The 26,495-nt window shown below is 41.6% G+C and carries 22 protein-coding genes and 3 riboswitches; of the genes, 3 read left to right on the forward strand and 19 right to left on the reverse strand.

Going from position 1 to position 26,495, the window contains the following annotated elements:
• Positions 1 to 131: 131 nt before the first annotated feature.
• The 13 genes from ACHOLT_RS18935 to ACHOLT_RS18995 form a co-directional block, all read right to left on the reverse strand.
• Positions 132 to 1,010 (reverse strand): aminoglycoside 6-adenylyltransferase, encoded by an 879-nt coding sequence (locus ACHOLT_RS18935; protein WP_425803858.1) that lies wholly within the window; start codon positions 1,008 to 1,010, stop codon positions 132 to 134.
• Between the two features lie 264 nt (positions 1,011 to 1,274).
• Positions 1,275 to 1,712 carry a 3-hydroxyacyl-ACP dehydratase FabZ gene (gene fabZ / locus ACHOLT_RS18940; RefSeq protein WP_425803860.1) on the reverse strand — a complete coding sequence of 146 codons (438 nt, stop codon included), beginning with the start codon at positions 1,710 to 1,712 and terminating at the stop codon, positions 1,275 to 1,277.
• A 250-nt stretch (positions 1,713 to 1,962) separates the two neighbouring features.
• Entirely contained in the window at positions 1,963 to 5,394 is a 3,432-nt protein-coding gene (locus tag ACHOLT_RS18945; protein ID WP_425803862.1) for a restriction endonuclease, read from the reverse strand.
• Positions 5,395 to 5,698: 304 nt separating this feature from the next.
• Entirely contained in the window at positions 5,699 to 6,055 is a 357-nt protein-coding gene (locus ACHOLT_RS18950; protein ID WP_425803864.1) for a hypothetical protein, read from the reverse strand.
• A gap of 334 nt (positions 6,056 to 6,389) precedes the next feature.
• Entirely contained in the window at positions 6,390 to 6,992 is a 603-nt protein-coding gene (locus ACHOLT_RS18955; RefSeq protein WP_425808173.1) for a hypothetical protein, read from the reverse strand.
• 160 nt (positions 6,993 to 7,152) lie between these two features.
• Entirely contained in the window at positions 7,153 to 8,157 is a 1,005-nt protein-coding gene (locus ACHOLT_RS18960; RefSeq protein WP_425803867.1) for a lipoate--protein ligase, read from the reverse strand.
• Positions 8,158 to 8,318: 161 nt separating this feature from the next.
• Positions 8,319 to 8,774, reverse strand: coding sequence for a heterodisulfide reductase-related iron-sulfur binding cluster (locus ACHOLT_RS18965; RefSeq protein ID WP_425803869.1), 456 nt, complete (start codon positions 8,772 to 8,774; stop codon positions 8,319 to 8,321).
• A 71-nt stretch (positions 8,775 to 8,845) separates the two neighbouring features.
• Positions 8,846 to 9,112 carry a DUF2325 domain-containing protein gene (locus tag ACHOLT_RS18970; RefSeq protein WP_425803872.1) on the reverse strand — a complete coding sequence of 89 codons (267 nt, stop codon included), beginning with the start codon at positions 9,110 to 9,112 and terminating at the stop codon, positions 8,846 to 8,848.
• Between the two features lie 102 nt (positions 9,113 to 9,214).
• Positions 9,215 to 9,347: riboswitch (molybdenum cofactor riboswitch) on the reverse strand.
• Between the two features lie 149 nt (positions 9,348 to 9,496).
• A complete protein-coding gene (locus ACHOLT_RS18975; RefSeq protein ID WP_425803875.1) occupies positions 9,497 to 11,404 on the reverse strand; it encodes a bifunctional homocysteine S-methyltransferase/methylenetetrahydrofolate reductase in 1,908 nt (635 codons plus the stop codon).
• A 15-nt stretch (positions 11,405 to 11,419) separates the two neighbouring features.
• Entirely contained in the window at positions 11,420 to 14,881 is a 3,462-nt protein-coding gene (gene metH / locus ACHOLT_RS18980; RefSeq protein WP_425803877.1) for a methionine synthase, read from the reverse strand.
• Between the two features lie 127 nt (positions 14,882 to 15,008).
• Positions 15,009 to 15,140, reverse strand: a riboswitch (SAM riboswitch).
• Positions 15,141 to 15,214: 74 nt separating this feature from the next.
• Entirely contained in the window at positions 15,215 to 16,414 is a 1,200-nt protein-coding gene (locus ACHOLT_RS18985) for an amidohydrolase (protein ID WP_425803880.1), read from the reverse strand.
• A gap of 23 nt (positions 16,415 to 16,437) precedes the next feature.
• Complete coding sequence (locus ACHOLT_RS18990; RefSeq protein ID WP_425803883.1) at positions 16,438 to 17,703, reverse strand: radical SAM protein; 1,266 nt, start codon at positions 17,701 to 17,703, stop codon at positions 16,438 to 16,440.
• A 240-nt stretch (positions 17,704 to 17,943) separates the two neighbouring features.
• On the reverse strand, positions 17,944 to 19,086 hold the full coding sequence (locus ACHOLT_RS18995) for an aminotransferase class V-fold PLP-dependent enzyme (protein WP_425803885.1): 1,143 nt from the start codon (positions 19,084 to 19,086) through the stop codon (positions 17,944 to 17,946).
• 42 nt (positions 19,087 to 19,128) lie between these two features.
• On the opposite strand from ACHOLT_RS18995, the gene selD reads away from it, so the two are divergent.
• Genes selD through ACHOLT_RS19010 form a run of 3 tightly spaced genes read left to right on the forward strand, consistent with a single transcriptional unit; the run spans position 19,129 to position 21,017 of the window.
• Entirely contained in the window at positions 19,129 to 20,151 is a 1,023-nt protein-coding gene (selD, locus tag ACHOLT_RS19000; protein WP_425803887.1) for a selenide, water dikinase SelD, read from the forward strand.
• Positions 20,152 to 20,165: 14 nt separating this feature from the next.
• Complete coding sequence (gene yedF, locus ACHOLT_RS19005) at positions 20,166 to 20,759, forward strand: sulfurtransferase-like selenium metabolism protein YedF (RefSeq protein WP_425803889.1); 594 nt, start codon at positions 20,166 to 20,168, stop codon at positions 20,757 to 20,759.
• A gap of 12 nt (positions 20,760 to 20,771) precedes the next feature.
• Complete coding sequence (locus ACHOLT_RS19010; RefSeq protein ID WP_425803892.1) at positions 20,772 to 21,017, forward strand: DUF3343 domain-containing protein; 246 nt, start codon at positions 20,772 to 20,774, stop codon at positions 21,015 to 21,017.
• Between the two features lie 272 nt (positions 21,018 to 21,289).
• Here the strand turns inward: ACHOLT_RS19010 and ACHOLT_RS19015 are convergent, their stop codons facing one another.
• The 6 genes from ACHOLT_RS19015 to ACHOLT_RS19040 form a co-directional block, all read right to left on the reverse strand.
• On the reverse strand, positions 21,290 to 21,592 hold the full coding sequence (locus ACHOLT_RS19015) for a hypothetical protein (protein WP_425803895.1): 303 nt from the start codon (positions 21,590 to 21,592) through the stop codon (positions 21,290 to 21,292).
• Between the two features lie 94 nt (positions 21,593 to 21,686).
• Positions 21,687 to 22,004 carry an ArsR/SmtB family transcription factor gene (locus ACHOLT_RS19020; protein ID WP_425803898.1) on the reverse strand — a complete coding sequence of 106 codons (318 nt, stop codon included), beginning with the start codon at positions 22,002 to 22,004 and terminating at the stop codon, positions 21,687 to 21,689.
• Between the two features lie 142 nt (positions 22,005 to 22,146).
• The gene (locus ACHOLT_RS19025; protein WP_425803901.1) at positions 22,147 to 22,959 is read right to left on the reverse strand and encodes an energy-coupling factor transporter transmembrane component T family protein; all 813 of its coding nucleotides are present in this window, start codon (positions 22,957 to 22,959) and stop codon (positions 22,147 to 22,149) included.
• Positions 22,952 to 24,694, reverse strand: coding sequence for an ABC transporter ATP-binding protein (locus ACHOLT_RS19030; protein ID WP_425803904.1), 1,743 nt, complete (start codon positions 24,692 to 24,694; stop codon positions 22,952 to 22,954). Before ACHOLT_RS19030 ends, ACHOLT_RS19025 begins: the two co-directional genes overlap by 8 nt.
• A gap of 12 nt (positions 24,695 to 24,706) precedes the next feature.
• Positions 24,707 to 25,222 (reverse strand): ECF transporter S component, encoded by a 516-nt coding sequence (locus ACHOLT_RS19035; protein ID WP_425803907.1) that lies wholly within the window; start codon positions 25,220 to 25,222, stop codon positions 24,707 to 24,709.
• Between the two features lie 21 nt (positions 25,223 to 25,243).
• A complete protein-coding gene (locus ACHOLT_RS19040) occupies positions 25,244 to 25,990 on the reverse strand; it encodes an alpha-ribazole kinase (protein WP_425803910.1) in 747 nt (248 codons plus the stop codon).
• Between the two features lie 121 nt (positions 25,991 to 26,111).
• Positions 26,112 to 26,289, reverse strand: a riboswitch (cobalamin riboswitch).
• Positions 26,290 to 26,495 lie beyond the last annotated feature (206 nt).

The following is a 26,495-nucleotide window of genomic DNA, read 5'->3' on the forward strand; positions in this document are numbered from 1 at the left end:
TAACTCTCCCCTTAACCTATTCCGCTCCGCGCCATACCTCTTTCATATTGGCCAAGTGGCGCCAAATTCTGTGTTACACGAAGTCAGGTGCCCCGAAAGCAAGACTCGGACAAATCTAGGCTTTAATTGCCTCAGGGATACATTTCTGATGCCGTTTTTGGTAACTCTCTTACATGGTTTAAATGTGCGGTCACACGTCTATCGTCACTATATGGATATATAAAGCCAAATTGGTCTGAAACCTTTTCAGCCATCATCCTAAATAAATTGCCTGCCGTAAATAAAGCTTCCCATAGGTTTTCATAGTTACTATCACAGTACGTTTTGAGGTACATATCCCAAACTTCAGCTTCAAGATACTTCTTAAAATGTTTCCCGCATTTCCCTACACTAATAGCAAAATCCGTCTTTATACCTATATACCACGATATCATTTTAAAAAGCATATCCCTAAGAAACCTATCATACATGCACATGGCGTATGGTAGTTCATCACGCCATATTCCTTTGGCTACATAAGTACATATCCACCAAAACTCATTACAACAGTCATTGTAAATTTTCTCGGTCGGCTGCTTAACGATAAAATCGGAATCACTCGCAGGGGGAAACGGTTCTATAATTCCGTCCTTATCTAGAAGAAGTAGACTTTGGCTCTCTCGCTTCATAAGGCTGGTTTTGTCAACTTGTACTAAGCTTAAATCGATGCGGTTACCATCAGTAAATTGCATAAGGTAGGTAAAGCTTCCGTCATCTATGTCAGTGATGAGTCTATCAGACTTTGGCATCTGCATAATCATGATATCACCAAAGATTCTTATCCAACTATGATTAGATACAAAGGAACTGATACTCGTTACAACGTAGATAATATCAAAATCTTGAAAAAAGTCCTTTTTGGCGTTCGGGTTTGCCCTTGAACCGTTCACAATAACAGCTCTTATGCGCTGATCATTTTTTGCGGTATCCATTATTAAATTCATCATTTGTTGTTCGCTACGCATTTTCATGGTTGTCATCCTTTACAAAAAGCTTCTCAAAGTTGAGTCTAAATCTATCGCAGAATGTAAAATTTCGTGTAACGTCCTGGGCATTCACGAAGCGTCTCAACCACATTCATCTTAGCAAGCTTCGTGAATACCGTATTCGGATGTGCGGTTAAATTTAGCCCAAGTAAGTCAATCTAATAAGACACACTTTAACAGCTATGGTTTAGTTTTTTTCACTTATTTTCTAACTCCAAATGGGTTTAATTATATTAAATTCGGTAATGACTACTTCCTATTTAGGTCAGTCATCATAATCTTTATTTCTCCCTCGGCAGCTGTCTGACCGTCTACACTGGCTGTTACCTTTGCTTTGATCAAACCAAGCTTTGAAACAAGTATTTCGGCCTCAAGCTTTAATGCATCCCCTGGGACCACTTTCCTTTTGAACTTCATTCCATCTATTCCTGATAATACACCTAGTTTGCTCTCGCTTTTTTCGTTTACTGATACTGCTATTCCTGCCGTTTGTGCAAGAGCCTCGACAATCAGTATGCCAGGCATAATCGCATGCTCGGGAAAATGTCCTTGGAAATGTGGTTCGTTTGCCGTTACATTTTTAATACCCACGGCCTTTTTCCCCGGTTCGAGCTCCAAAATTTTGTCCACTAATAAAAACGGATATCGATGGGGGATTAAGGATTGGATTTCCGTGTTGTTCAACATATCACACCTCTTAGAGTAAATTAATACATAAGAATGACTTTCTTCAAATTCTTAGCATGTCCGATAACGTTCAGAGGTTTACGCAGCGTCCTAACCGCATGCATGAATGCTAGGTTGCGTAAAACCTGTGTTATACGCCGTGTGATGTTCCTTAATTAAGAGAGCACCACGGATGGTGCTACCGTAAAAATTTCCTAACTTGAAACATTGAAAAATGTAATTGACAATCAAATCTAAGCTAAAGATTAAATTAAGATAGCCGCCTTATCAGTGAATAATCACCATTCAAAAATCTTGAGTAAGTACTCTCAATCTCCTTCAAGAATTTTAATATTTCATCATAAATACTCAGTTCTTTTAACAATTCAACATCCTCAATTTCATATAATAATATTCGCCATCTATCATCTTCATCTTTTTGGCATACTGTCTTGTCTCTTTGAAGTTCTTTTAATCTACTCTTTCTGATTGAGTTTGAGAATGTATTCCAACCTTCTGAAATTGACAGATGATCGATCATAGACAGTTCGTCGCTAATTTCACAACCTATAGAATGAAGAATGCCTTTTTTATCGTATTCTAATTGAATTCTGCAAAGCGATATATGTTTTAAAACTTTGCTATCATCATCTCCATTACCCAATTCATCTAAATATCTCTTTATCATCGGTTCCACATAGACTTGATTAAAGTGAATGGGGTGTAACTCCTCGAATATTCTATACATGCATCCTTCCCATTCGTATCGCTTAAAATTATAAGTACCAAAATCAGCATAACCAATGCTAGTTTGATCTCCCCAATCATATCTTGTTATATGCTTAAATTTGCTAAAATTCTCTCCCCATAAATCCTGATAGTATGCTTCTAACTCTCCATCCTTACATCCCATAATCATAATAAAGGCATTACAGAAAATGTATAGTGGTATATGAAGAAAACGTATCCATTGCTCATCTCTTATCATCAAATTTCCAAAGACAATTTCGTAAAACTCAACATCATTTTTCAAATAGCATGCATAAACGTCACTTGATAAAAATTGATTTGCGCGTAACACAGGTTCTTCTCGATACATGATCATAGTAAAACTTTCCGCACAAAAACCTAAAAGTTTTTTCATCTGTTCTTGATTTCCCCGACCAATGTGCCACAGCATCATCATAATAAGGCTACTCTCTAGATCAGGAATTTTATCTCCTGAATCGTCTACAGTATCGAGAAGCAGTTTGATAGATTCTTTTGTCTGTAGCAAGTCGTAAACATAATGAGGAGCTCTAGTGTCAAGTGTTTTCCTCAGTTCTGCTTTCAGGTGTAGATTAAGGTTACTTTTGCTAATCGTCTCAATAATCTGCTCATTCTCCAAGTATGTTTCTCTTGGTCCAAAAAGCCAGTTCTCAGCATCCTCCTTAACGACTTCGAACGCTCGCTCTTCCTGATCTATATTATCGTGTGATGGTTTTTCATATGTAGCTTTTTTTCTGTTTAAAAATGCTGGTTCTCTACCGTATAAGTTAAGTAATTTCTGTCCAAATTCTTTTGTATAGCGCAAACCAAATTCCTTAAGAAGATTTGGAATATCATCGAGCAACATATCAAATTGAAAATCCATACAAAAATCGTCAAGCAATTCTAACTCAAAAAGTATAGTATTCTTTAGATCTCTTTTTATCTGAGTATAGTATGTTTTATAAAATATACTATACTCTTCTGGAAACACTTTCTGGAAATGTTTCATTGCTAGATAATGGTTTACACTGAATGCTTCCTCATAGTATTTATCAATAATATCCTTTCCATTGAAAGTCATCCCCTTTTTAATACAACGAACAATAATATCCGGCAAATTATGCAAGTCTGTGTATTGGGCTTCTAGATCACCTTTGCCCATAGTTAAGCAATAATCCTTTATTTGTGTTTCTAAAAATCGAAAAAGAGCAGGATGTCTTTCCGGCTCACAACAGCGGAGCAAGTGAAAGAACCTGTGCAGGTATTCTCGGTCATCTAAAATATCCACATCCCAATTCCAGCTGCCATCATATTCAATGCAACTATCATCGTAATCTTGGTAATGTAAGATACATTGTTCGACGATAAGATCTGAAACTCTCTTACTGCACTTCATTGATTGATGCTCTAAGAGAAATTGTAACTGATTGTAGAAAGTGCAGCATTGTAAAATCAGCGGAATACATTGCTCGCTGTTTTCTTCAATGCGCTGATACAGAAAATCCTGTACAGCCGGCATGCTGAACTTTAACAGAACAGCTTCTTCTTCCTCGCTGTAGAACGACTTGATCATCGTCTTCTCAAGCTCTGTTATGGTGTCACCCAAATTCTTTACCGTTGTTTGATTGGTACAATGATGAATATATTTTTGATAACAACAAGCCATATCCGACAAACGCATGGGCGTCGACGAAATCAGCAAAAGCATGGCGACAATTTGGGCTTCTTGGGAGAGATCGACAAAGATAGACTTCCAGAAGGTGCTGGGGTTATCAAAATAGTCACATAATTCCTCATAATATTCTTGAGGAGAATAATCTTTACCTAGTTCTCTAGCCAGAAAGATTGCCAGCACACGGGGGTTGTAATTCTGATGATTTACAATCCAACTACACTTTGCAAACAAGTAATCAATATATTCATAATCAAGATTTGATGCATAGAGATGGCGGAATAAGATGCTGGCTTTTTCATCATCGCCATACTCTTCCATCGTGCAGATTAATGCGTATCGATCCAATGTTTCTCTAAGAGCAGGATGTTTTTGTAAACCTTGTTGGAGAATATATTCTCTTGTCGTGAGGATCAAGCGTTTTTTCCCATTAGACTCTATAACACGCCTTATGAGTTTATCCAGTCGATTCTCATCATTTCTGCGTGTATAGTCATCATAAAAGACGCTCCCCCAAAAGTCATCTAATATAATGACTTGTTTCTGTTCATCATCCAGCATCGCATATACATCATGAATTGAATTTGCCCAGACAAATCCAGCCAAGTTATCCGGTTGTAGGTATGCTAATGCCAAAAGATAGGCCATTGTTGTTTTGCCTACGCCAGGCTCTCCTGAGATAACAATCACATGGTTCTGAGACCACTCGTGTAACGCCTTGCGGTAAATTCTAGTTGAGACGAAAACTTTTGACGTCTTGATAGCCGCTTTAAGTTCTTCTGCCGACTCTTTGTAGGCAGCCCGGTACACAGATTCTTTTAAAGTCTTCTCAAATACAGTGATGCTAGGCAACCAGAGTTTCGGGTATGCTAGCTCGATCCGCTTATACGCTGGTTCTCCTAGAAGGCGATTTATGTCCTTTCTGCTTAAAACATCACTAGTGCTGGTAATATAGCCTTCGAAAAGATTTACGATCTTTTCTTTTTCTTTAGGCTGAAAGTCTATTGAGACACCTAAGATATACCGTTCAGGGTTTATTTTTCGCACTTTAGGTAATTCAATATGTCGCAAATCACGATACAGCTTCTTAAAATCTTGCTGATAGCGTTTTGCCTGAACAATAATCTTTTTAGTGCTATCGGTATACGAACCGTCAATACCTGAATCTCGGCCTTCCTTATATGTCTCTAGAAAAATGCCGTCTCGGAGCTGGACAATATCGCAAACCAGATCTTGAAATTCTAGAGGTTCTAATAAAACATGAAAGTCGTAATTGGGCATGTTTTGTCCTCCAAAATACAGTTAATTCTTATATTATTTCTATTAAAGCAATTGACTGGCCAAAATAGCCGTGCATGGACGCGCGGTCATTGTATCACATGGCGTATAACGTCTTGTGTTTTCCTGTAGCGTCCTAACCACATTCATATTCACGAAGTTACAGAAGAACGCTGTTATCCGATGCCGTTCGCCCCCAGATTGAGAGACCGCCAAGGACGGCGACCCCTTGAGCCTCCGTATCAGCTTATACACTATATAAGAATAATTAGAATCAAAATGCACAATCTCTAGGGACTTTATTTTGCTAATTCTTTGTTACATGCTGAAATAGAAAATTAATTAACTGTTTCTTCTTCTTTTCGTATTCTATTTGAATTCTTGACTTTTCTTTATCGATCTTATCTCTATTAGATAGACCAAAAGCTACTCCCATTATAAATCCATAAACTATTGGATAAAAAAAGCTATCTTTGTATAGCGAAAAAAATCCCACTTGTATAAATCTCTCTTGTATTATGAAATAAATAAGCATAACTCCAATACCACAGGCTAAACTAACAAATTCATTTTTCTTAGGTATCAATAATTTAAGTTTCCGACCCAAATAATAAGCTGGCATATAACTGATTATTAAAATTACTAATTTCGATACAATTAGCAACTTTTAAACCTCCTACAATGGTCATGCAAATAATTTTTCGTTTTGACTCACATTAAAGAAAAAGCACAAATATATATTCTTTTCCTTGGGAGCGTAATATTGCAATACGCACTCCGCAATCCGCGCATGGACGCGCGGCCTTAGCGTACGGTTTCGGATAACGTTATATTAATGAACTAAGTACATATATTCTCAAAATCCGGAGGTACTACCGAACAGGTTCGCAAATTTTAGCTTTACGTGCCTTCGTCTTTCTGGGATAAATATCCTTCTGAATCCTATAAATGCTCTATGATAAGCTGCCTTAAATCACAAACCCTGTGTATGATAATGTTTACTTAATTGTAACAGTTTTTTCCGTTAAAAATACTTCATGTATCTTAGGCTCTTCGCAATGTGGTTTTACGGTCAAATGGAACTCAAGCCCATTCACCTCGTCCGGTAACGGCGGTGTCACAACAAAGGAATTTTGCATTCCCTTTTTTTGTCCGCATCCACTGTCAAGTCGGCACTGATATTCCGGAGAAATAAACAATTCAAAGCTCGTATGCCCAAGTCTGAGGTATGGTTCTTCAGTATTCACTTCGGTTTCAACAACCACTACGCTGGCATTACTGTATTGTTTCATGTGAGTAACAGCATAAAATATGCCATCAATTTTAGCGAATTTTAAAATAGGTACGAACTTTAAAAATCCAACAGGTTCTACTATCGGCACAAACTGATGCTCACTGTATATATAACCAAAGAGTCTTAGAATCATATCTTCATTAAGTCCATACTGCTGACTCCACGCTGAAATCCGATCGAGTTGTGGAAATCCGGGATTGTTATTGGAAAGCTCTTTACGTTTTGCCAGCAATTCACAAATCTGCTCATCTATCGAAGATATCTCTTCACAGTAGTAATCAGTAGGTGGACGAAACGGCATTAACATCAAATCAACGACCCTCTTTCCTTTTTTAACATAATGGTAAAGATCACTTTTATATCTTCGGTATATTGGAATAAATATCCTTCTCAATTGATCAATCAATAAATAATAAACCCTTTTCAAATAGCTTTATATCCTATCTGAAAAGGGTTTTAAAACTTGCTTAGATTTCTTTAATCTTTGACTGAAGCCAGGTTTTCATATCTCCGATAACTTGCTTATCCTCTTCAGTGATATCAATATCTTTCAGACCTAGCAGGATATTTTCACTTGTAAGCGGGAGGTTGACCAGAGAATCGGCGATTTGTTTAATAAGGTTCGCATTCATCGCATCCGAATAAATCTTCGACTCTGTAATCCGTCCATTACGGAGAGTTAATCCTAAATCTATTCCCCCCCAGGGGAAGCGTGTCTCTAAAACGACATCAAATTGCGGGGTTTTTCCGTAAAGCCAATCCCACGAAGAATATTTCGCGTAAAGCTCCTTTAAATCATGGCCATTTTCCTTAATAGTTATTGGTTCAGGACTTTTCCCATAGAGTTCTTGGAAGCTTTGCTGAAGGGTCTCTTTCATTTCATCAATTGTTAGGTTAGAGCGATAGCTGCGGAGATTCGTTACTCTGGAGTGAACCGAATTAACTCCTTTGGAAGCCATCTTTTCTTTTGAGACTTGGAGATATGCGGAAACTTTCTCTACATCAACATCAATCATTACTGTGCCATGGTGGTAGGCCTTATTTCCTTCAAAATAAAAGGCATTCCCAGAGAACTTCTTTCCATCCACAGTTAAGTCGTTTCGTCCCGTAAATTCAGCATTAATTCCTAATTTTTTCGTCCCTTCAAGAATAACCTGAAGTTGTTTATGGAGGTCATAGAGAGAACGATCCATAATAAAGGTAAAATTAAGGTTGCCTAAATCATGAAAGACAGCTCCCCCACCGGAAAGTCTTCTAGCAAGCTTTCCGCCATCGTCTTCAAGCTTCGTACAGCGGCATTCCTTCCACGCATTTTGGTTTCTGCCAATAACAACCGTATTTTGATTCTGCCAAAGATAAAGAATCACTTGATTTTTTTCGACGCTGCGAAAGAGAAATTCTTCTAATGCAAGATTATGCCAAGGGTCGTATGAGTCAGAAAGGACAATTTTAGTATTCACAAGTTGATTCATCAAATCGACTCCTTTTCCAATCAGTAGTACATATTATCTGTTCTAAACTGTTTCAATTGCTTTGCCCTATACTTATATTAGCATTATAGCCTCTAAGCCCTTATGTAACAAGGGTCTAGAGGCTATAATGCTTGATTTCGGATTTTAAAAACAAAATGCCTTTAAAATAAAAAACTGCCTATACTCAGAGAAGGTTTTGTATGTTTTACCGATTGAAAGTGTTCAATTGAGAAATAGCTAAATGCTGACTGAGGTATTATTTCAAAATTTCCTCCTAATTGACGATACTTATTTTGCAAGGTGTCAAAGCACTGAGGACATGAAGTTATGATTTTCTTAACCTTTAACTCTTTCCAGAAAGCTATATTTCTTTTGGCAATTAAATTAGAAATATCTTCATAGCCCAATTTATAAGCGTGATCACCGCAGCACCATTGATCTTCACCGATTACGGCAAAATCGACGTTTGTATCTAACAGAAACTTTACAAACGTATTCATCGATTCTCGAGCCTCCTTGCTAAAGGATGGCTTACATCCAGGAAAATATAAATATTCCGCATTAGGCTTATCGGCAAAAGTCGGAATCCACAATTCCTTACTATGACTGTATCCCATAGAATAATACCTTCCTTCTTAGGTCTTAAATTCTTTCCCGCTTCGTGTACCTTTACTCAGCAGCGACTATTCTATGCGGTCTTTCTTTTATGTTTACTTTCAATCGAATTCAATATTGAAGATAAACTTTGTTTGTAAGCATAATATACTGTTTTCTGGAACCTCTTAGCTACAGCTTTTGCATCCCACATACTGTTATGTGAACAAACAGCCTGGACAATGATTACATAATCAGCATCTCTGATAATTTTTTTCCTATAAATTTCCACGTTTTCAACTTTAGTTGTGGACTCACTGTATCTTCGAAAATTCTGTCCCCCAACAATTGCGATTCTCATAAGCTTTCCTCCATGCCTATTAGTATGTGTGTCTCCTTACATTTTCGCTTTAAACAAAAACAGCTCCACTTATAGAAAGTGGAGCCATTACTACAACAAGCATGGTTGAGAAATCCACCTCCTTTTCATACGTGAAGGCATATCCATTTCTGGCTATACCCTGAGGGCCTATTGCCCTGGCCGAAAAACCATGGATTGCTCTTTAGGTTTTTTCGGCTCGGAGAAAAATTAAATTTTAGACCTATTCGCTTGAGAACACGGTAAACAGCTTAACAAAACTCAACACAAAACAATAAAACTAACTTTATAAATATTATATATTAGTTTATATTATGTTTCAATAGTTCCTGAATGCATTAACCCAAACAAATGTAAAAATATAATCTATGAAAACTTACTGATATACTCCGTTAATTCCGCAGTCATTTCATAATAGTTAAAAGGAGTAATTAAATAAATCCCGTTAAAATATTGTATTGCTTTATCTAAGAGTTCTTTGCTCATAGCGATTCCCTGTTGACGAGCCATTTCTCCTTTTAATCCGCGCATCCGTTGCAGCGCCTCTTCAGAGAGACTAATCCCAGGTACCTCATTGTGCAGGAACTCAGCATTGCGCTGGCTGGTTAAAGGCATAACGCCGATAAAAATAGGAATTGAAAGATGTTTTGTTCCTTCATAAATCACCCGCAACGTTTCCACGTCATAAATCGGTTGGGTCATGACAAAGTCCGCACCTGCTTCAATTTTTTTCTCCAACCGCTTTATTGCTGAATCGAAATTCCGAACATAAGGATTAAAGGCTGTTCCTACAATAAATCGAGCAGATTGGTTTAACACCTCTCCAGAGAAAGAGATACCCTGATTGAGCTGCTTCGTCATGCGGATCAAATCAAAGGAATTGGCATCAAAAACAGAGCTGGCACCCGGTAAATCCCCATAACGTGAAGGATCTCCTGTAATCACCAAAATCTGGTGAATTCCTAAAGCATGCAAACCCATAAGGTGAGATTGCTGGCCGATTAGATTCCTATCCCGACAAGCAACGTGGATTAAAGGTTCAATCCCATAGCGTTCTTTTAAGAGCGCTCCAATGGCAAGATTGCTCATTCTCACATTGGCCAGCGAATTGTCTGCAAGGGTAATTGCAGCAGCTCCGGAAGCGGATAAGGTCTGACATCCTTTAAAAAACGGTTCTGTATCTAAACCTTTGGGCGGATCAAATTCTACGATAACCGTAGGCTTTCTCCGCACTCGATCTAAAATCGTTCCTTGTTCGGCTGCTTGTGAAACAGGCTTTGGAAGGATTTCAGTCAAAGTTTGAGCCATATTATGAACTATACCCCGATCCTTAACCTCAGGCTGTACATGGGTTTGCTCGCTATCCTTTAATGTTGGGTTTTCCCGCACAACAGGAGATAATGCTTTAAGAGCTTCAGAAATCGCTCGAATATGTTCCGGTGTTGTTCCACAGCACCCACCGATCACTCTGACCCCTTGCTCTCTGAGGTGTAAGGCATATTCCGCAAAATATTCCGGGGTTGACTTGAACGAAAGCATTCCGTCGACCAGTCCGGAACGTCCGGCATTCGGGAATATGGAAAGGAATGCTTCTTCCGGTACCTGAGCTTGCTCAAGGGTTCGAAGCATTTCTGTCGGTCCTAAACGGCAGTTCAAGCCAACAATCTCCGCTCCTGCCTTGGTTAGTAATTCGAAGGCCTTTGTAACCGTGTATCCATCCCGTGTTCTGCCAACTTGCGGAGTAGCCAAATGGGCGAATATCGGCTGATCGGTAAGTGATCGCATAACCTCCAGCGCAAGCAGCAGCTCTTCCAAATCCTCAAACGTCTCAAGCATAATTCCGTCAACTCCACCTTTGAGAAGAGCTGAAGCTTGTTCCTCATAGAAAGAGCGATAGGGCTGAAGTGACTTTGCTTTTACTCGGCCAGCCAGAATCGAACCTATACTCCCGACAATATAGGTCTGGCTTTTTGCTAAAGCTATTGCTTCTTGAGCAACTTTGACAGCAGCTAGGTTAATCTCTTCGACCTTTTGCTCCAGGCCAAAGCGGGATAAAATATCCCGATTAACCCTGAAGGTATTGGTCTCAATCAATTTCGCCCCTGCTTGAATATAGGATTCGTGCACAGAGCGGATTAACGCAGAATGAGTTATGTTTAGTTCTTCATAACAGGTTCCTACGGGTACACCAAATTGATAAAGGAGGGTAGCCATCGCCCCGTCGCCGATAACGATATTCTTTTGAAGATATTCTCTGAGTTTAACTGAATTCATCAAGCGCCTCCTCCTTTACAGAACGCTAAAATATTTCGCCTCAGGATGCGCAAAAACAAGAGCTGTAACTGAAGCCTCCGGCTCCATCATCAATCCTTCAGTTAACTGGATTCCAATATCCTGCGGCCGGATTAATCCGAATAATTTCTTCTGATCCTCAAGATTAGGGCAAGCCGGATAGCCGAAGGAGACGCGCAAGCCACAATAACGAGCCGCTAAACGTTCTTTCATTGTCATCTCAACAGGATCTGATATTCCCCAAGCATCACGCATCATATGGTGAACTCGCTCTGCAAACCCTTCGGCTAACTCCAATGCCAGTGCTTGCAAAATATATGAATCTAAATATTCCCCCTGTTCCTTAAGTTTTGCCGCCTGCTCACGAATTCCTTGACCTGTAGTCACAGCGAACATACCAACATAGTTCATTGCTCCGCTCGAAACCGGGCGAAGAAAATCAGCGAGACAAAGGTAGCGTTCTTTAGCCTGACGGGGAAAATGAAAACGCTCAAGAATTTTGTTCTGGTCTTTCGGATCATAGATCAAAATATCATTGCCTTCAGATTGTGCCGGAAAAAACTGATAGATTCCCTGTGCCCGAATCTCACCCGTTTTTTGGGCCCTCTTAAAGACCCGCTCAACATTAGACAAGACCTCTTCAACTTTTTGATCCCCCTCGGCTAAAAGCTGTTCAACATCCCCTTTAATTCCCAGATGTTTACCCAAAAGCATTTTACGATTGACATATGGCCAGATTTGAGCAAGTAGATAATCCCTAAGCACATGTCTTTCTGTATCAGGGGGAGTAACAGGCTCTGCAGCAGGAAAAGCCGAAACAGTCTGCTTAAGTACTTCTGAAGTCTGCTTTGTCTTCGACACTGCATTACCTACGAAACCGCCTTCGTTTATTTTCGTTTTATCTTTTTCGTTTTTGTTATTTTCCCTTGCCAACGCCTGCTGTGCATGAGAGTGGGATTTAATATATTGATTAGCAAGTTCAAGTCCCTTCATCGCATCACGTGCATAAAGAACAGGCCCTTCATACTCCGGTGCAATCTTGTTCTCAACAAATCGTGATGTAAGTGCAGCCCCGCCTGTTAAAAGGGGTATACGGATCCCTGCATTTTTTAAATCCTGAGCGGTTACGGCCATTTGCAGAGCAGATTTAACCAATAAACCAGAAAGTCCAATCGCATCAGGCTTTTCTTTTTCGCAGGCTGCAATAATCTGCTCAGGCGAAACCTTGATTCCTAAGTTAATGACCTCAAAACCGTTATTCGAAAGGATGATCTCTAAAAGGTTTTTCCCAATATCATGGACGTCGCCTTTTACTGTTGCGAGAAGGATTTTCCCTTTAAGGACTGCCTCTTTTTTCTCAAGGTGAGGTTCGAGGTAAGAAACGGCAGATTTCATAACCTCTGCACTTTGTAAAACTTCAGCCACAATTAACTGATTCGCGTTAAAGAGACGGCCGACCTCCCCCATGCCTTTCATCAGCGGTCCATTGATTAGTTCAATCGCACTGTATTTATGGAGACCTTCCTCCAAATCAGAAAAAAGACCATCTTTCGATCCTTCAACGACGTATTGGCCTAAGCGTTCTTCAAGGCTTAAGGTTTTTTCTTCGGTTGTTTTGGGTTTTACGACTTTGTTTCGGTAAAATTCCGCAAAGCGGCTTACCGTTTCTTCCCGAGTTTCAAAGAGAAGATCATCAGCAAGCTTTCGTTCCTCTTCAGACAGAGAAGCGAACCGAACAAGTTTTTCCGCATTGACAATGGCGTAATCCAAGCCCGCCTTTGTTGTATGGTATAAAAAGACCGCATTTAACACTTCTCGGCCCGCCGCAGGTAAACCGAAGGAAACATTGCTTACACCCAAAATTGTTTTGCATTGAGGGAACTCCCGCTTAATCAGCCGAATCCCTTCTACCGTTTCGCGAGCTGAGCCGATATAGGATTCATCCCCGGTCGCTACCGGAAACGTCAGCGGGTCAAAAATGATATCTTCTGCAGGAATACCCTGCTCGGTCAGTATTTTATAAGACCGTCTTGCTACCTCCAGCTTCTTCCCACGTGTAACAGCCATTCCCTCTTCATCGATCGTCCCTACAACAACCGCTGCACCATACCGTTTTAAGAGAGGAATCACTTCATTAAATCGGGTCAGCCCCTCTTCAAGATTGATCGAATTAATGATCGCTTTCCCCTGAGAATGCTTGAGTCCAAACTCAACAACCTTGGGATCCGTTGAGTCAATCATCAGGGGAGCCTTGACCTTTTTAACGACATAAGGCAAAAACTCAGCCATATCCGCATACTCATCCCGGTCGGGATTGGCTAAACAAACATCAATAACTTGGGCATTTTTCTTAACCTGTGCCCGAGCAATCTCCGAAGCCTCTTCAAAATACCCTTCAGCAATTAAGTCCCGGAACTTTTTGGAGCCGATAACATTGGTGCGCTCACCCACGATCAGCGGCCTGTTTTCGTCTTCAGCATATACTGGTTCCAAACCGGAAACTGCACTTAGGGCATGCTCTTCAATCGGACGCGGTGCATATCCTTGCAAAGCTTGAGCCAACGCGCGGACATGCTCAGGCGTTGTCCCGCAGCATCCTCCGGCGACATTGATCCACCCTTTTTCAGCAAATCCGGCCATTTTACGGGCCAGGCCCTCAGGTTCTTCATGATAATCACCTTCCTCATCCGGCAGCCCTGCATTTGGATAGCAACTGACTCCGCAGCCGGCAATCTGTGACAGAGAGCGAATATGATCCCGCATGAACTCAGGTCCCGTGGCACAGTTAAGTCCCACGGAAATCGGATGCAGATGAGCAATAGAAACATAGAAAGCCTCAATATTTTGTCCTGCCAGGGTGGTTCCCATCGGTTCAATCGTTCCCGAAACCATAATTGGAAGTTCCTGACCCTTTTGGGCAAAAGCTCTTTGAATCCCTATACCGGCCGCTTTGACATTGAGGGTATCCTGAGCTGTCTCCACTAAAAGAACATCCGCTCCCCCTTCAATCAAAGCCGACGCCTGACGGTAATAGCCTTCTTCTAGCTCCTCAAAGGTAACACCGCCCGTTAAGGAAAGGCTTTTCGTCGTCGGACCCATCGAACCCGCAACAAAACGGGGCTTGTCGGAAGTCGAATAGCGATCTGCTGCTTCACGGGCCAGTTTAGCCGAAGCACGATTAAGCTCTTGGTCCTTTTCGGCTAAATTATATTCGGCCAAGACAATCGTTGTTGCCCCAAATGTATTCGTTTCGATCAAATCTGCTCCCGCTTCAAGATAAGCTTCATGGATCGAACGAATCACATCTGGACGTGTCAGGCTCAGGATTTCGTTGCAGCCTTCATATTCCTCTCCCCCAAAGTCCTGAGAGGTTAAGTTTGCTCTTTGCAGCATCGTTCCCATCGCACCATCAAGAATTAAAATACGCTTTGCTAATTCCTCGTGAAACCGTGTTTTCATTGCAAACCCCTCATTTCTATAGCTTAAACGGCTCTCTAAATTCTCTGATATATAACGTTAAAATATGATGTTATTTATGAAGAAAACCCCTTCCCGAAGAGAAGAGGTTTACAAATCATTGCAACTCCTCTTATCTGTCAGAAGAGTATGAGTAATCTTCTGCAGGAATTAGCACCATGCTTGAACACTATCAGCCAAAATACTGCAAGCTGGTTGCCGGGTTTCATTGGGCCAGTCCCTCCACCGCTCCGGATAAGAGTCTTTATGAAGTTCTTTCAGATTATTCATAGAATAACAAGATCGGTGGAATCTGTCAACTGTTCTAGTACAAGATCATTTTTTATTTTTTGGCCACTCGGCTCCAATTTTAAGGGCCAAGTGAGCAAAGTAATTTGCGCCAACACTTAGAGCTTCTTCCTTCAGATTATATTGCGGATGATGCCATTCTTTTGTTCCCTCAACCCCGATCCAAACGAAGTAACCGGGGATTATTTTTTGATAAGCCGCAAAATCTTCTCCACCGGGTATTGGCTCTGCCTCTACCACTTTATATCCAAGCTCTTCAGCAGTTTCCTTAAGCAGGGAGGTAAATTGCGGATCATTATCAACACAAGGCAAACTTGGAAACCATCTAAAGCTCACTTTTGCTCCATAAGCTGCTGCAATACCCTCAACCGCTCGTTTCATCAATTCAGGGACAAGCGCTCTGGCTTCCTCTTGAAACGTCCGTACCGTTCCCTCTAATACTGCTCTTTCAGGAATTACATTCCAAGTGTTGCCGGCCTGAAAACGCGTAACACTAATAACCACATTAGAAAAAGGGCTTAAATTGCGGCTGACAATCGTTTGAAGTGTAGTCACAATTTGGCTTGCTGTGACAATGGGATCAATGACATTGTGCGGAATTCCTGCATGTCCGCCTACACCGATAACTTCTATTTCAAATCGATCAACGCTCGCCATCAATGCACCGGATTTTATTCCGACGGTTCCTACCGGAAGATCGGGCTTATTGTGAAAACCAAAGATAGCATCTACACCCTCCAGAACTCCCGTTTCGATGGTTACTTGTGCTCCGTTAGTCGCTTCCTCTCCAGGCTGGAAAATGAATCGGACCGTTCCTTTCAACTCAGCTCTATGCTCCTTTAAAAGAAGCGCTGCCCCCAAAATAGAAGCCATATGAAAATCGTGTCCGCAGGCATGCATAACCCCTTCGTTTTGGGATGCATAGTCAATTCCTGAATCCTCCTGGATGGGAAGAGCATCAATATCAGCTCTCAGAGCAAGAGTTGGGCCCGGAAGATTTCCGCGAATTTCTGCAATAACCCCTACATTTAAAGGAAAGTCTAATATGTCTATGCCCTCTTCTTCTAACCATTGGCGTATGGCCTGGGTCGTTTTGAATTCCTTAAAGGATAATTCAGGATATTTGTGGAGTTCACGATAGTAATAGACTAATTTCTGTTTCAAATCTAGACTATGACTTGATTTTAACCCATTATCCTTTAGTTCTTTATTTGATTCCTCTGTCATTACATCATTCTCCTACCTTTAGTTTAGGGGCACTGAATCACACCCTGAGCCCACAAACAGCCGCCGCACGTTGGAAACGTGTTGCCATAACAGTCTTCCTCATTCGTTTCGGATAACTCACAATGCATGCATTGCAGACAGGGTGAAAATTCAAAGGCATCCACCTTGCTTCTAAAATTAGAGTATTCCTCTGAATTCCAAATATCCTTGAGATGAGTTTTCCTAATATCACCCAAAGAATAAGAAGCGACCTTTCTTTCAACCCCATCAAGGAAATACGTTTTATAAGAGTGTAATAATCCCATACACGGGCTGATTGTACCATCCCATTTAACAAACGTACATCGATCCTTTATAAATCGGCAGCTTCCTATTTCCCTCTCATATCCATTGCGGAAAACGTTTATTTTATCATAGTTTTTTATAAGATCGTATAAAAGCTGCTGATTGATTTCTGTCTTATCAATATAAGGCAAGTTGAGCGGTATCCCTTGGGAACCATAAGACCTGTTAGAGCTACCAACCTTTAGCTTACATACCATCTGATCAACCATTTCGGCACTGTAAGGAAGCACATTGCTGACAGATATCATATCTGCCCCTACCCTTTTAGCAAGTGCGCCCAAATCTTTCAGCTGGTTAATATTACTTTTCATAACGACGAAGGTAATACCCACTTTGATTTTATGGTTACTGCTTAAGTTCTTTAGGCTAAGTCTTTCAAGATTTTTTACGACTTCATTAAACTTTGCCCCTTCTCGGATGTCCTCAAAGCATTCTTCATTCGTCCCGTCAAAAGATACCCAAAGCGTATCCAGCCCATTTTCAAATAATCCCTTTAACATTTCCTCATCGAGTAAAGTTCCATTGGTCACCATTTCCGCTTTTATACCTAAGGATTTAACCTGTTGAATCATATAAAGAATGTCTTTATGAAAAGTGGGCTCACCAAAGCCGCCAAACATTACCGTTTGCAGACAGTCGAACTCTTTCAGTTGTTCGACCAGTTTATCAAATACCTCGCGTTTCATGGTCCCCATTGGCTCTTGCCACGTCCTGCGAATACAGGTATGACAAGCCAAGTTACATTGAGCCGTGGTTTCTATATAGACTTTGGACAAACTGTGGACATTAGAATAGATCTCAATTTTATTTTCATGTTTAACAACCCGTAAATTTCCTCCGCCAAGAGTGCCAAGAAACTTTGCTAAATCCTTAGAGAGTAGGATTTGTTTTTTATCCGCAATAACTTGCAAATTATTTTCTTTAGATGATGTTTTATTCACCATAGTTCCCCCGTACTTTGCTATTTTTATTACTGCCTAAAACCGTGAATCGTGCACCTTTAAAGTAGCATTAAAATACTATCAATATATATTTCTATTTCACTACTTGCTGATAAAATAAATTTCCCTCTCCCTTAATAATTATATTATAATTATGTTTGTAATAATCATTTTCTTATAATTTGTATATACTAGGGGGTTTAGTGGATATAAAAAAACGAGTATGTTATTCGCAAAAGCCAATCAAATACCCGCCAATTCGCGAACTGCATTAACGGCAATTTGCGTTTCTTCCTGCGTGTTGAAATGTGAGAAAGAAAATCGAACCGATCCAGACAGCTTAAGCGCAGTATGTAAATTGGGTGCGCAATGCACTCCGGCGCGAACTGCAATCCCATACTTTTCAAACAGAAGGCTGGCCGCCTGAGCGCAATCATATCCTTCAATATTCATAGAAACAACAGGTGTACGCCGCGACGCTTCTAAATCACCGTAAAGCATTACCCCGTGAATGTCAGCAAGCGAATAAGCAAAGAATCGTGCCAATCCATCAACCTTGTTGTAAATGGATTCAATTCCTACGGATTGGATATAACGTACTCCTGCAAGCAACCCTGCGATTCCGTGAGCATTTTGTGTCCCAGCTTCCAAAGCATCAGGCAGTTCCTGAGGATGTCTGGGATCAAAGGAGTTATGGCCGCTTCCACCGACACACAGAGGCTCGGGCATGTAGTTTGCTGCAAGACAGAGTCCGCCGGTTCCTTGAGGCCCGAAAAGCGATTTATGACCTGTAAAACAGAGGGCTGATATATTTTTCATATCAATGGGCAGCAACCCGGCGCTTTGTGCTGCATCGACAATAAAATGGATGCCGCGGGCCGCACAGATCTCACCAATTGACTCGATATCCAAAACATTTCCAGTCACATTGGAGGCATGAGTGAGGACAACAGCTCCAGTGTCAGGTTGAATGGCTGAAGCAATTGCATCGACCGAAATGCGTCCTTTACTGTCGCAGGGAACAACTGTAAAATTTCCCCGCCTGTAAATGGGACGCAGTACTGAGTTGTGATCGGCAGCGCTTGTAACGATATGACCCCGGATACCGGATATTGCGAGGTTTAAGGCGTAGGTTACATTGGGTGTGAATACAACACGCATTGGATCGTCCAGGCCAAAGAATGAGGCCAGTTCCATACGTGCTTCCATCAACGTGCGGAGAGCGTTAAGCGCTGGAGTATGTGCTCCGCGTGAGGCATTGCCAAAGGTGTCCATTGCTTGCAGAACTGCTTGCTTGACACAATCGGGTTTAATTAAGGTTGTAGCGGCATTGTCCAGATAAATCATTTTACTTCCATTTACTCCAATCTGTATTCTGATACTCATTATAATATATCAAATTTGAAGGTTAAGAAAGGAGATCGTCCCATGATAAATTTATTGTCGAGCTGTACGACAGGTGGCTGTGGAGCCAAGATTGGCCCTGGTGAATTATCCAAAGTATTATCCGGTTTGCCCACTTTTTATGACCCGCAGCTGTTAGTAGGCTTTGATTCCTCAGATGACGCTGCCGTTTATCAAATGGATGAAGACAAGGCCATTATTTCCACAGTAGATTTTTTTACACCGATGGTGAATGATCCTCGTGTGTTTGGCCGTATCGCTGCCGCTAATGCCCTAAGTGATGTTTTCGCGATGGGGGGTACGCCGCTTTTTGCCTTAAACCTCGTCTGTTATCCTGAGCGCATGGAATTAGATGATCTGGCTGAAATATTAGCCGGTGGTGCGGAAAAGATTCAGGAAGCGGGAGCCGTACTCTGCGGCGGACATTCCATCTATGATAAAGAACCCAAATACGGACTTGCCGTCACAGGAAATATAAACCCCAAACAAATTTGGCGAAATAATACTCCGATCCCAGGAGATCAACTAATTCTCACGAAACCACTCGGCGTAGGCATCATCATGGCCGCATTGCGCGGAGAAATGGCAGATGACCAAGCCGTGGAAGCAGCACTTTATTCAATGCAGCGGCTCAATAAATATGCTGCTGAGAAAATGCATCATTTTACCATCAATGCCTGTACGGATATAACGGGATTTGGTCTGCTCGCTCATGCCAAAGAAATGGCGGGTACAGAAACATCATTGATCCTCTATCCGTCTGAGCTTCCCTATATTTCTCAGGCCTATTCTTATGCTGAAGATTATCTTTTGACGGCAGCAGGCCAACGCAACCGCAATTTTATGGAGGGCTCCGTGGAATTTGGTGATACACCGTTTGCCTTACAAGAGCTCCTGCTTGATCCTCAGACCTCTGGCGGGTTGTTTCTTAGTGTTCCCAAAGATTCTGCTCAGGAGCTGTTAAACGCTATACAGGAAGTCGAACCCCAGGCTGCAATTGTGGGAGAAGTCGCAGCACTGCAAAATCTACCGATTCTATTACGTTAAGGAGGAATTTTCAAATGACAAACATTGATGCAATAGGTCAACCCTGTCCCATACCTGTTATCCGCGCCAAAAAAGCGCTGGAAGCGTTAGGTGATGTAGGGGGCGTCATAACAGTACTCGTCGACAGCGATATTTCGAGACAAAATCTGGAGAAGATGGCAACAGGATTAGGTTATCACAGTGAATATATTCAAAAAGAAAACGGCATTATCGAAGTAACCATAGTGGCCGGTGAAGATTGTGCTATTGAAGTGCCAACAACAGATGAAAGTTCCGGAGTTGTTGTGGCGATAGGCAGAGACACTATGGGAGACGGCAATGAAGAACTGGGCCGTATTTTGCTTAAGAGCTTTATCTATTCCCTAAGAGAGCTAACGCCGGCACCCACTCATATTTTGTTTTTCAATTCTGGAGCCTACCTGACAAGCAGTGATTCTAACAGTTTGGAAGACCTCCGTGCCATGGCAAATGAAGGAACGGTTATCCAGACCTGCGGCACCTGTACTAATTATTATGGTATTACTGAGAAGTTAGGGGTCGGTGAGATCACCAACATGTACGGGATCGTTTCAATAATGGCCAGTGCCAAGCGGGTCATCAATATTTAGGGGGCTATGCAGTTGTATATTTTGACTTTCCCCAGTACACATATGGCCATTTATGCCGAAAAGGCGTTATTGCAGGCTGGATTTTCAGTTGGAGTAATGCCTTTGCCATCCAGCATTAAGGCGGGCTGCGGCATCGCGCTGCGGGTAGATGATTATATTGTGTCCAGGGAACTTTTGACCAAGAACAATATCGTTGTTTCCGAGGTATACCAAGCCTTGCACAACGAACAGAGTACAGAATTTAGCAAGGTGAATTGAACATCCCCAAAATTCCAGATACTCAAGAGAGGAAGACTAAATCTAGTCTTCCTCTCTTGCTATGTCATATTTAATATCTCATTGTTTAAGCTTTTCTTGTTAAATTTCAATAGCTTACCGCACATTTTAATAAGAATAAAAATTAACGTTCAGTTGTTTCCGCAGCATATTCTCGACGTGTTACCAAACTAAAGTCTTGGCATTTCAGTTTCCCTATATGCCTTCGACTTCAGTCAAGGATAGTTGACACATGCACCGGCTTCCTTAACCTCTTATAAGACCTCAATCGTAACCCTTATTCTTTTCCCTTCATGACCTACTAGCAATTCGTTGCCAGTATGGTGGTCAACCGCTAATTCAGCCTCCGGCCCGCATTCGGCATCATCAACCGACATCCGTGTTACAACACCCTCATAAACAAAATTCTTCCCATCCTTTTCCATTCGATTTTGTTTTTCGAGCAGAGCAGCCAGCATCATCCTCGTCTCTGGAGTATTTCTATATTTCACGGTGGCATCTGCACGTTCTACGCAGCCTTGCAAAACTTGAGCTTCAGTCATTTCATCTTTTGTCATATGATGTTCCCCCTAAATTTTCAGCAAAGTGAATTCTACTGAATTTATTTTTTACTGATTTGTTTACGTTTATCAAGCAATGAATACGTTGTTTTTAGCAGTCATACTTGCACTCTGCCTTCCGATTGCTTTCTGTCATTCTTGTAATTTCTTCTAGTACGCTTTTCGCAGAATCACACCCCTCCTTGCTTAAGGAATAGTGCATCCACTTGCCCTCGCGTCTGCAGGCCACTAGCTCTGATTCACACAGCAGCTTCATATGGTGTGATAAAGTCGATTGCGAAATGTTAAGATCACCTAAAATTTCACAGGCACACCGTTCACCGCTTTGCAGCATTTCAATAATCATTAAACGGTTCGGATCGCCGAGGGCTTTAAAGACCTTGGCATTACGTATATATATATTCTCCATAGGTTCACCCCAAATCCACGTTTATCGATTAATTATATTTTTTTAATCTCTATATTTCAATAAGCAAAAGACTCTAGAAACAAAAATGTCCTGCAAAGTAACCTGCAGGGCATTTTTTGTTTTTTACAATGAATAATTTTGCTTAAAGTTTCCCCAGTCCCAAAAAGATTCGAAGATAGAGACTCAAAGCTACGAGGATTATTCCTAGGCAAATTACAATCACATCACGGATTCTTAACCGAAGTTTAGTTGTAATCGTTCGATATTGAGTATAGCCGAACCCGCGCCCCATCATCGCCATTGATAGCGTATTCGCTATTTGAATCGAACCCGCAAACATCGGAATAACCAAGGGGAGGAAAGTCTGAATAGGTACCCATGCCCCTTTTTCCGGGATATTTGCACCGCGCGCCTTTTGGGCTTCTAAAATTAAAAGCCTTTTTCGATTGAGAACCGGGATAAACCGAATAGCCGTCACGATCATAAAAGTAAATTGCGATGGAACTTTAAGCGTTTGCATAAGCTGCATTAATTTTTCTAAAGAGGTTGTCTGCAGAAAAATCATCGAAGATAAGATAAGGATGAGCATCCGCAGTAAATACGTTATCCCTCGAAATAAACCGCCGAACGTTACGTCCCAATGAAGCGCTGGCCAAACTTCAATAAGTACTGTTCGATTCTGTTCCTGCTGAAAGTGTAGATTACCAAAACTAAAGCTGGCAAAAATTACAATGAGAAAAAAGAGGGGGATAAGCGGCAAAAACGTTTCGCGAACTTTCGTCAACGAAAGTTGTGCGAGCAAGGCAATTCCGCAAGTGATCAGAAAGATAATGAAGTTGAAGCGTGGGTCATCAAAGAGAAAGGCAGGGCTGAGCAAGCTAAAGAGTCCTATTCCTTTTGCTCGAACATCAAGGCTTTGGATAACGTTTGCCCTAACTTCAGACAGCTTATCCATTTTTAGCTTCTCCCTCCTTAACCCAGGCCTTGACAAGTTCCTCTCCCCGAAGCCAATCGCACTGAAGGCCAAGTTCAGCACACCTCTGACTAAGTTGCACGACCTGAGGAGGAATAATACTCGCCTCACGTAAACATTCGCTTTGAGCAAAAATTGTTTTCGGATCACCTTCAAGAAGGATTTTCCCTTGATGAAGAATGACCACCCGTTCTGCATACTCCGCGACCCATTCCATATCATGGGTAATCATAATAATCGTTGTACCCTGCTCATGAAGCTTCTTAACTAAGTTCATCACTCTCTGGGCCTCGGTCCAATCCAAACCTGCTGTAGGTTCATCAATAACCAGAATCTCGGGCTGTAATGCCAAGATCGACGCAACTGCTAATATCTGACGTTGTCCTTTGCCTAGCGTTAACGGATGAACTTGTCGAAAGCATTCAAGTCCTGTAAATTGTAATTCATCTTCAACTCGCTTCTTGATCCTGGCTTCATCCAGTCCAGCATTCTTCAAGCCATAGGCGATTTCTTTCTCAACTGAAGACTCAAAGATCTGGTGGTCTGGATTTTGGAAGACATAACCGACACTGCAGGCAAGTTCTACTGTTGAATAGTCTTTCGTATTTTTTCCGCTGACCCAAACCTCTCCTTCAGTCGGCTTAAGCAGTCCGTTCAGATGTTTTGTCAACGTTGATTTTCCCGCTCCATTTGCCCCTACCAAAGCTAGAAATTCCCCAGAGGCAATGGCTAGGTTTATTCCTTTTAAGGTAGGTTCCGCATTCCTGTAACAATACTGCAAATTCTTTATAGCCACAGCTCCGCGTGTATTAAGTGAGGCAATGAGTTTTAACTCAGCTTTCTGCTGTGATTTTAAGCGAACTCCCCGTCTCAACATCTTCTTCAGCGTTTCAAAAGCCTCCGGAATACCAAGTGGAATTTCTTCTGCTGTAATCCATCCTTGTTGATAAAACCTCCAGAACGGTACGCTGATTGGGACAGGCCGCAAGCCCAGCTCCTGAAGGAGTGGAAAGTTACGGAAAAGGATAAAGGGATTTCCCTGCCATGAGATCTTACCTTTACGCATTACAACGACTTCATCTGCCCGATTTAGTATCTCTTCAGCCGAATGTTCAACAATTAAAATTGTCATTTCCTTTTCTTTGCGTAAGTCGTCTAATGTTGCAAAAACCTCACTCCGGCCTGCCGGGTCCAATTCTGAAGTCGGTTCATCTAAAACTAAAATGTTAGGGCGCATAGCCAATATTCCGGCGATCGCTAAGCGCTGTGTTTCGCCACCGGATAACTCCTCTGTCTTACGCAATTCATAACCAGACAATCGCACTCGAGATAAAGCTTCGCGTACGCGATTCTGAATTTCTTCTTCAGGCAGCATAAAATTTCGAGGGCCGAAAGCGACATCTTCTTCAACCGTCAAACCTATAATTTGGCTTTCTGGATCTTGGAATACTATTCCTACCTGCTGGGCCAGTGTCTGTGTTCTGTATTTTGAGACATCCAGTCCATCGACTTCAATCTTTCCTTGAATCTGTCCCTCTAAAAGCTGCGGAATCAATCCATTCAAGCAAAGAGTCAGCGTAGTCTTTCCCGCTCCTGAGGCTCCCATAATGACTAAAAATCGACCCGATTCCATTCCGAGATTCACCCCAGATAAACTCGGCTGTTCCGCATGAGGATAGGTGTATGTTAATTCTTGGATTTCTAACGCTCTCGTCATGTTAAATTTCCCTTAAAAGAGCCTGCTTTTTCTTAGGGCTTTATAGGTTAAACCGGCAATAACAACATTAAGGACTGAGCCTAAGACAAGGAAAGGCATCGCACCCAATACGGCACCCATTCCTCCCATTGGAAGCATGGTAAAGGAAGCAACCACTCCATTAAGGAAAATGGCCACAACCATTGCCGAAATGAGGCCAAATTTTTGATTAACCCAACGAAAAGCTAAGGCCCAAAGCGCCATTTCTACGGCGATAACCAAATGAACCGGAATGGTTAGAGGAAAACCGACCACAGCTGCTGTAAAGAGATGTCCGATGGCAATAATGATAGCCCCTTCCCATGCCCCAAAGGCTAAAGCGCTAAAAAATCCAGGGGCGGAATCCAGCCCTACCGTTCCCATTGGGCTTGGAATTTTAATCAAGGAACCGACATAACTTAAGGCAATAAAAATGGCCATGATTGCAATTCTTTTAACACTCCAAAACTCCGGCTTCAAATCTTCTTTAACGGGTTGTACTTGACTCATCTTGAATCTCTCCTCATAAATTTATTCTTGAATTTTCCCTACGAAGTAAGGTCTCATCCCTAGGATTTTTTTAAAATTGTCCTCTTGGATTTTTTGTTCTGTCGAAAAAATAAGTGCTGTAGCCGGACCTGCCGACTTACTGAGTTCAACTGGACAAGTTGCATCCAGAATAAGGTTTCCTTTTAAAGTGTTAGCTAAAGCAATAGCTTCACCCCGAATCCCTTGTGATCCTAAAGGTACGATATCATGAACACTTGGCTGTTCTAATAACCTACGGATATGCTCTCCACGGATTATTTCCGGATCTTCCGGATCAGAAACTTCGGGTCCTACCTTGGGTAATCCTAAACCATAAATAAAATCTCCGACTTGGGTCGTCGCTAAGTGCAACGCTGCAACATCGGCAACACCAATCACGCTGATTCCTAAACCCGTTTGCTGAGTAATCATATTTTTCTCGGTGCTGATTGCCATGGGTAAATGGGCTAAATTAAGGGATTTAAGTTCGTCCCGAACCCCTTCGAGAATCCCATCTCCGGTCGGGTCAGCCTCGTTCGATATTGCAACAGTCAGCAGTTTTGGCTCTGCACCTGCAGCGAGGAGCTCGAGCAAAGTAACTCGAGCCGTAAATCGCCCTGTCACTTGTTCAGGAACATGAACGATGTCTAAAGCTTTACTTCCAATGGCTCCACACGAATCGCAGGCAACCACCAAACACTCTCCTTTGTTTAAGAACGAAACTTCTACGTCCCGGCCTTTATATCCCATTCCTTTTCCTCCTTTCCTAAAACTTAAATGATGTATCTTAAGAAAAATAAAAAGTTCATAGTCCTATTTCTCCATCAGCACGGGCTGGGCAGAGAAATTGACCATGAACTTTACCTTGATCCATGTCAAATGCTTATAGGCAGGTCTCCTGACTTAGATTCCTTGTTCAACTGCGCCTTCCCAGTTACCCAGTGGCCTTGCAGAGAACTCCTCTATACAGTGGTGGGTCCGCTCGGGATTCACACCCGATTCCCTATTCTCCCTTTATTCTTAAGGGCACCTATAATCATTAGTTCTATGAAATTGATTTTATTATACTTCATGTTTTGAACATCAACAATACTTTCTTAACTGCTAACGGACCTCACCCACCGCTATAGGATAAAGTATTTTTTATATAACAGTAAAGATTAATAATGTAAGTGGGAATAATTACTTTCATTATAAATTTTGATTTACGGCATTTCTGCTGTACAATATGTAAGTTATAATGATTTTAATGAGG

It is taken from the genome of Desulfitobacterium nosdiversum (genome assembly GCF_049860565.1).
Taxonomy (GTDB): domain Bacteria; phylum Bacillota; class Desulfitobacteriia; order Desulfitobacteriales; family Desulfitobacteriaceae; genus Desulfitobacterium_A; species Desulfitobacterium_A nosdiversum.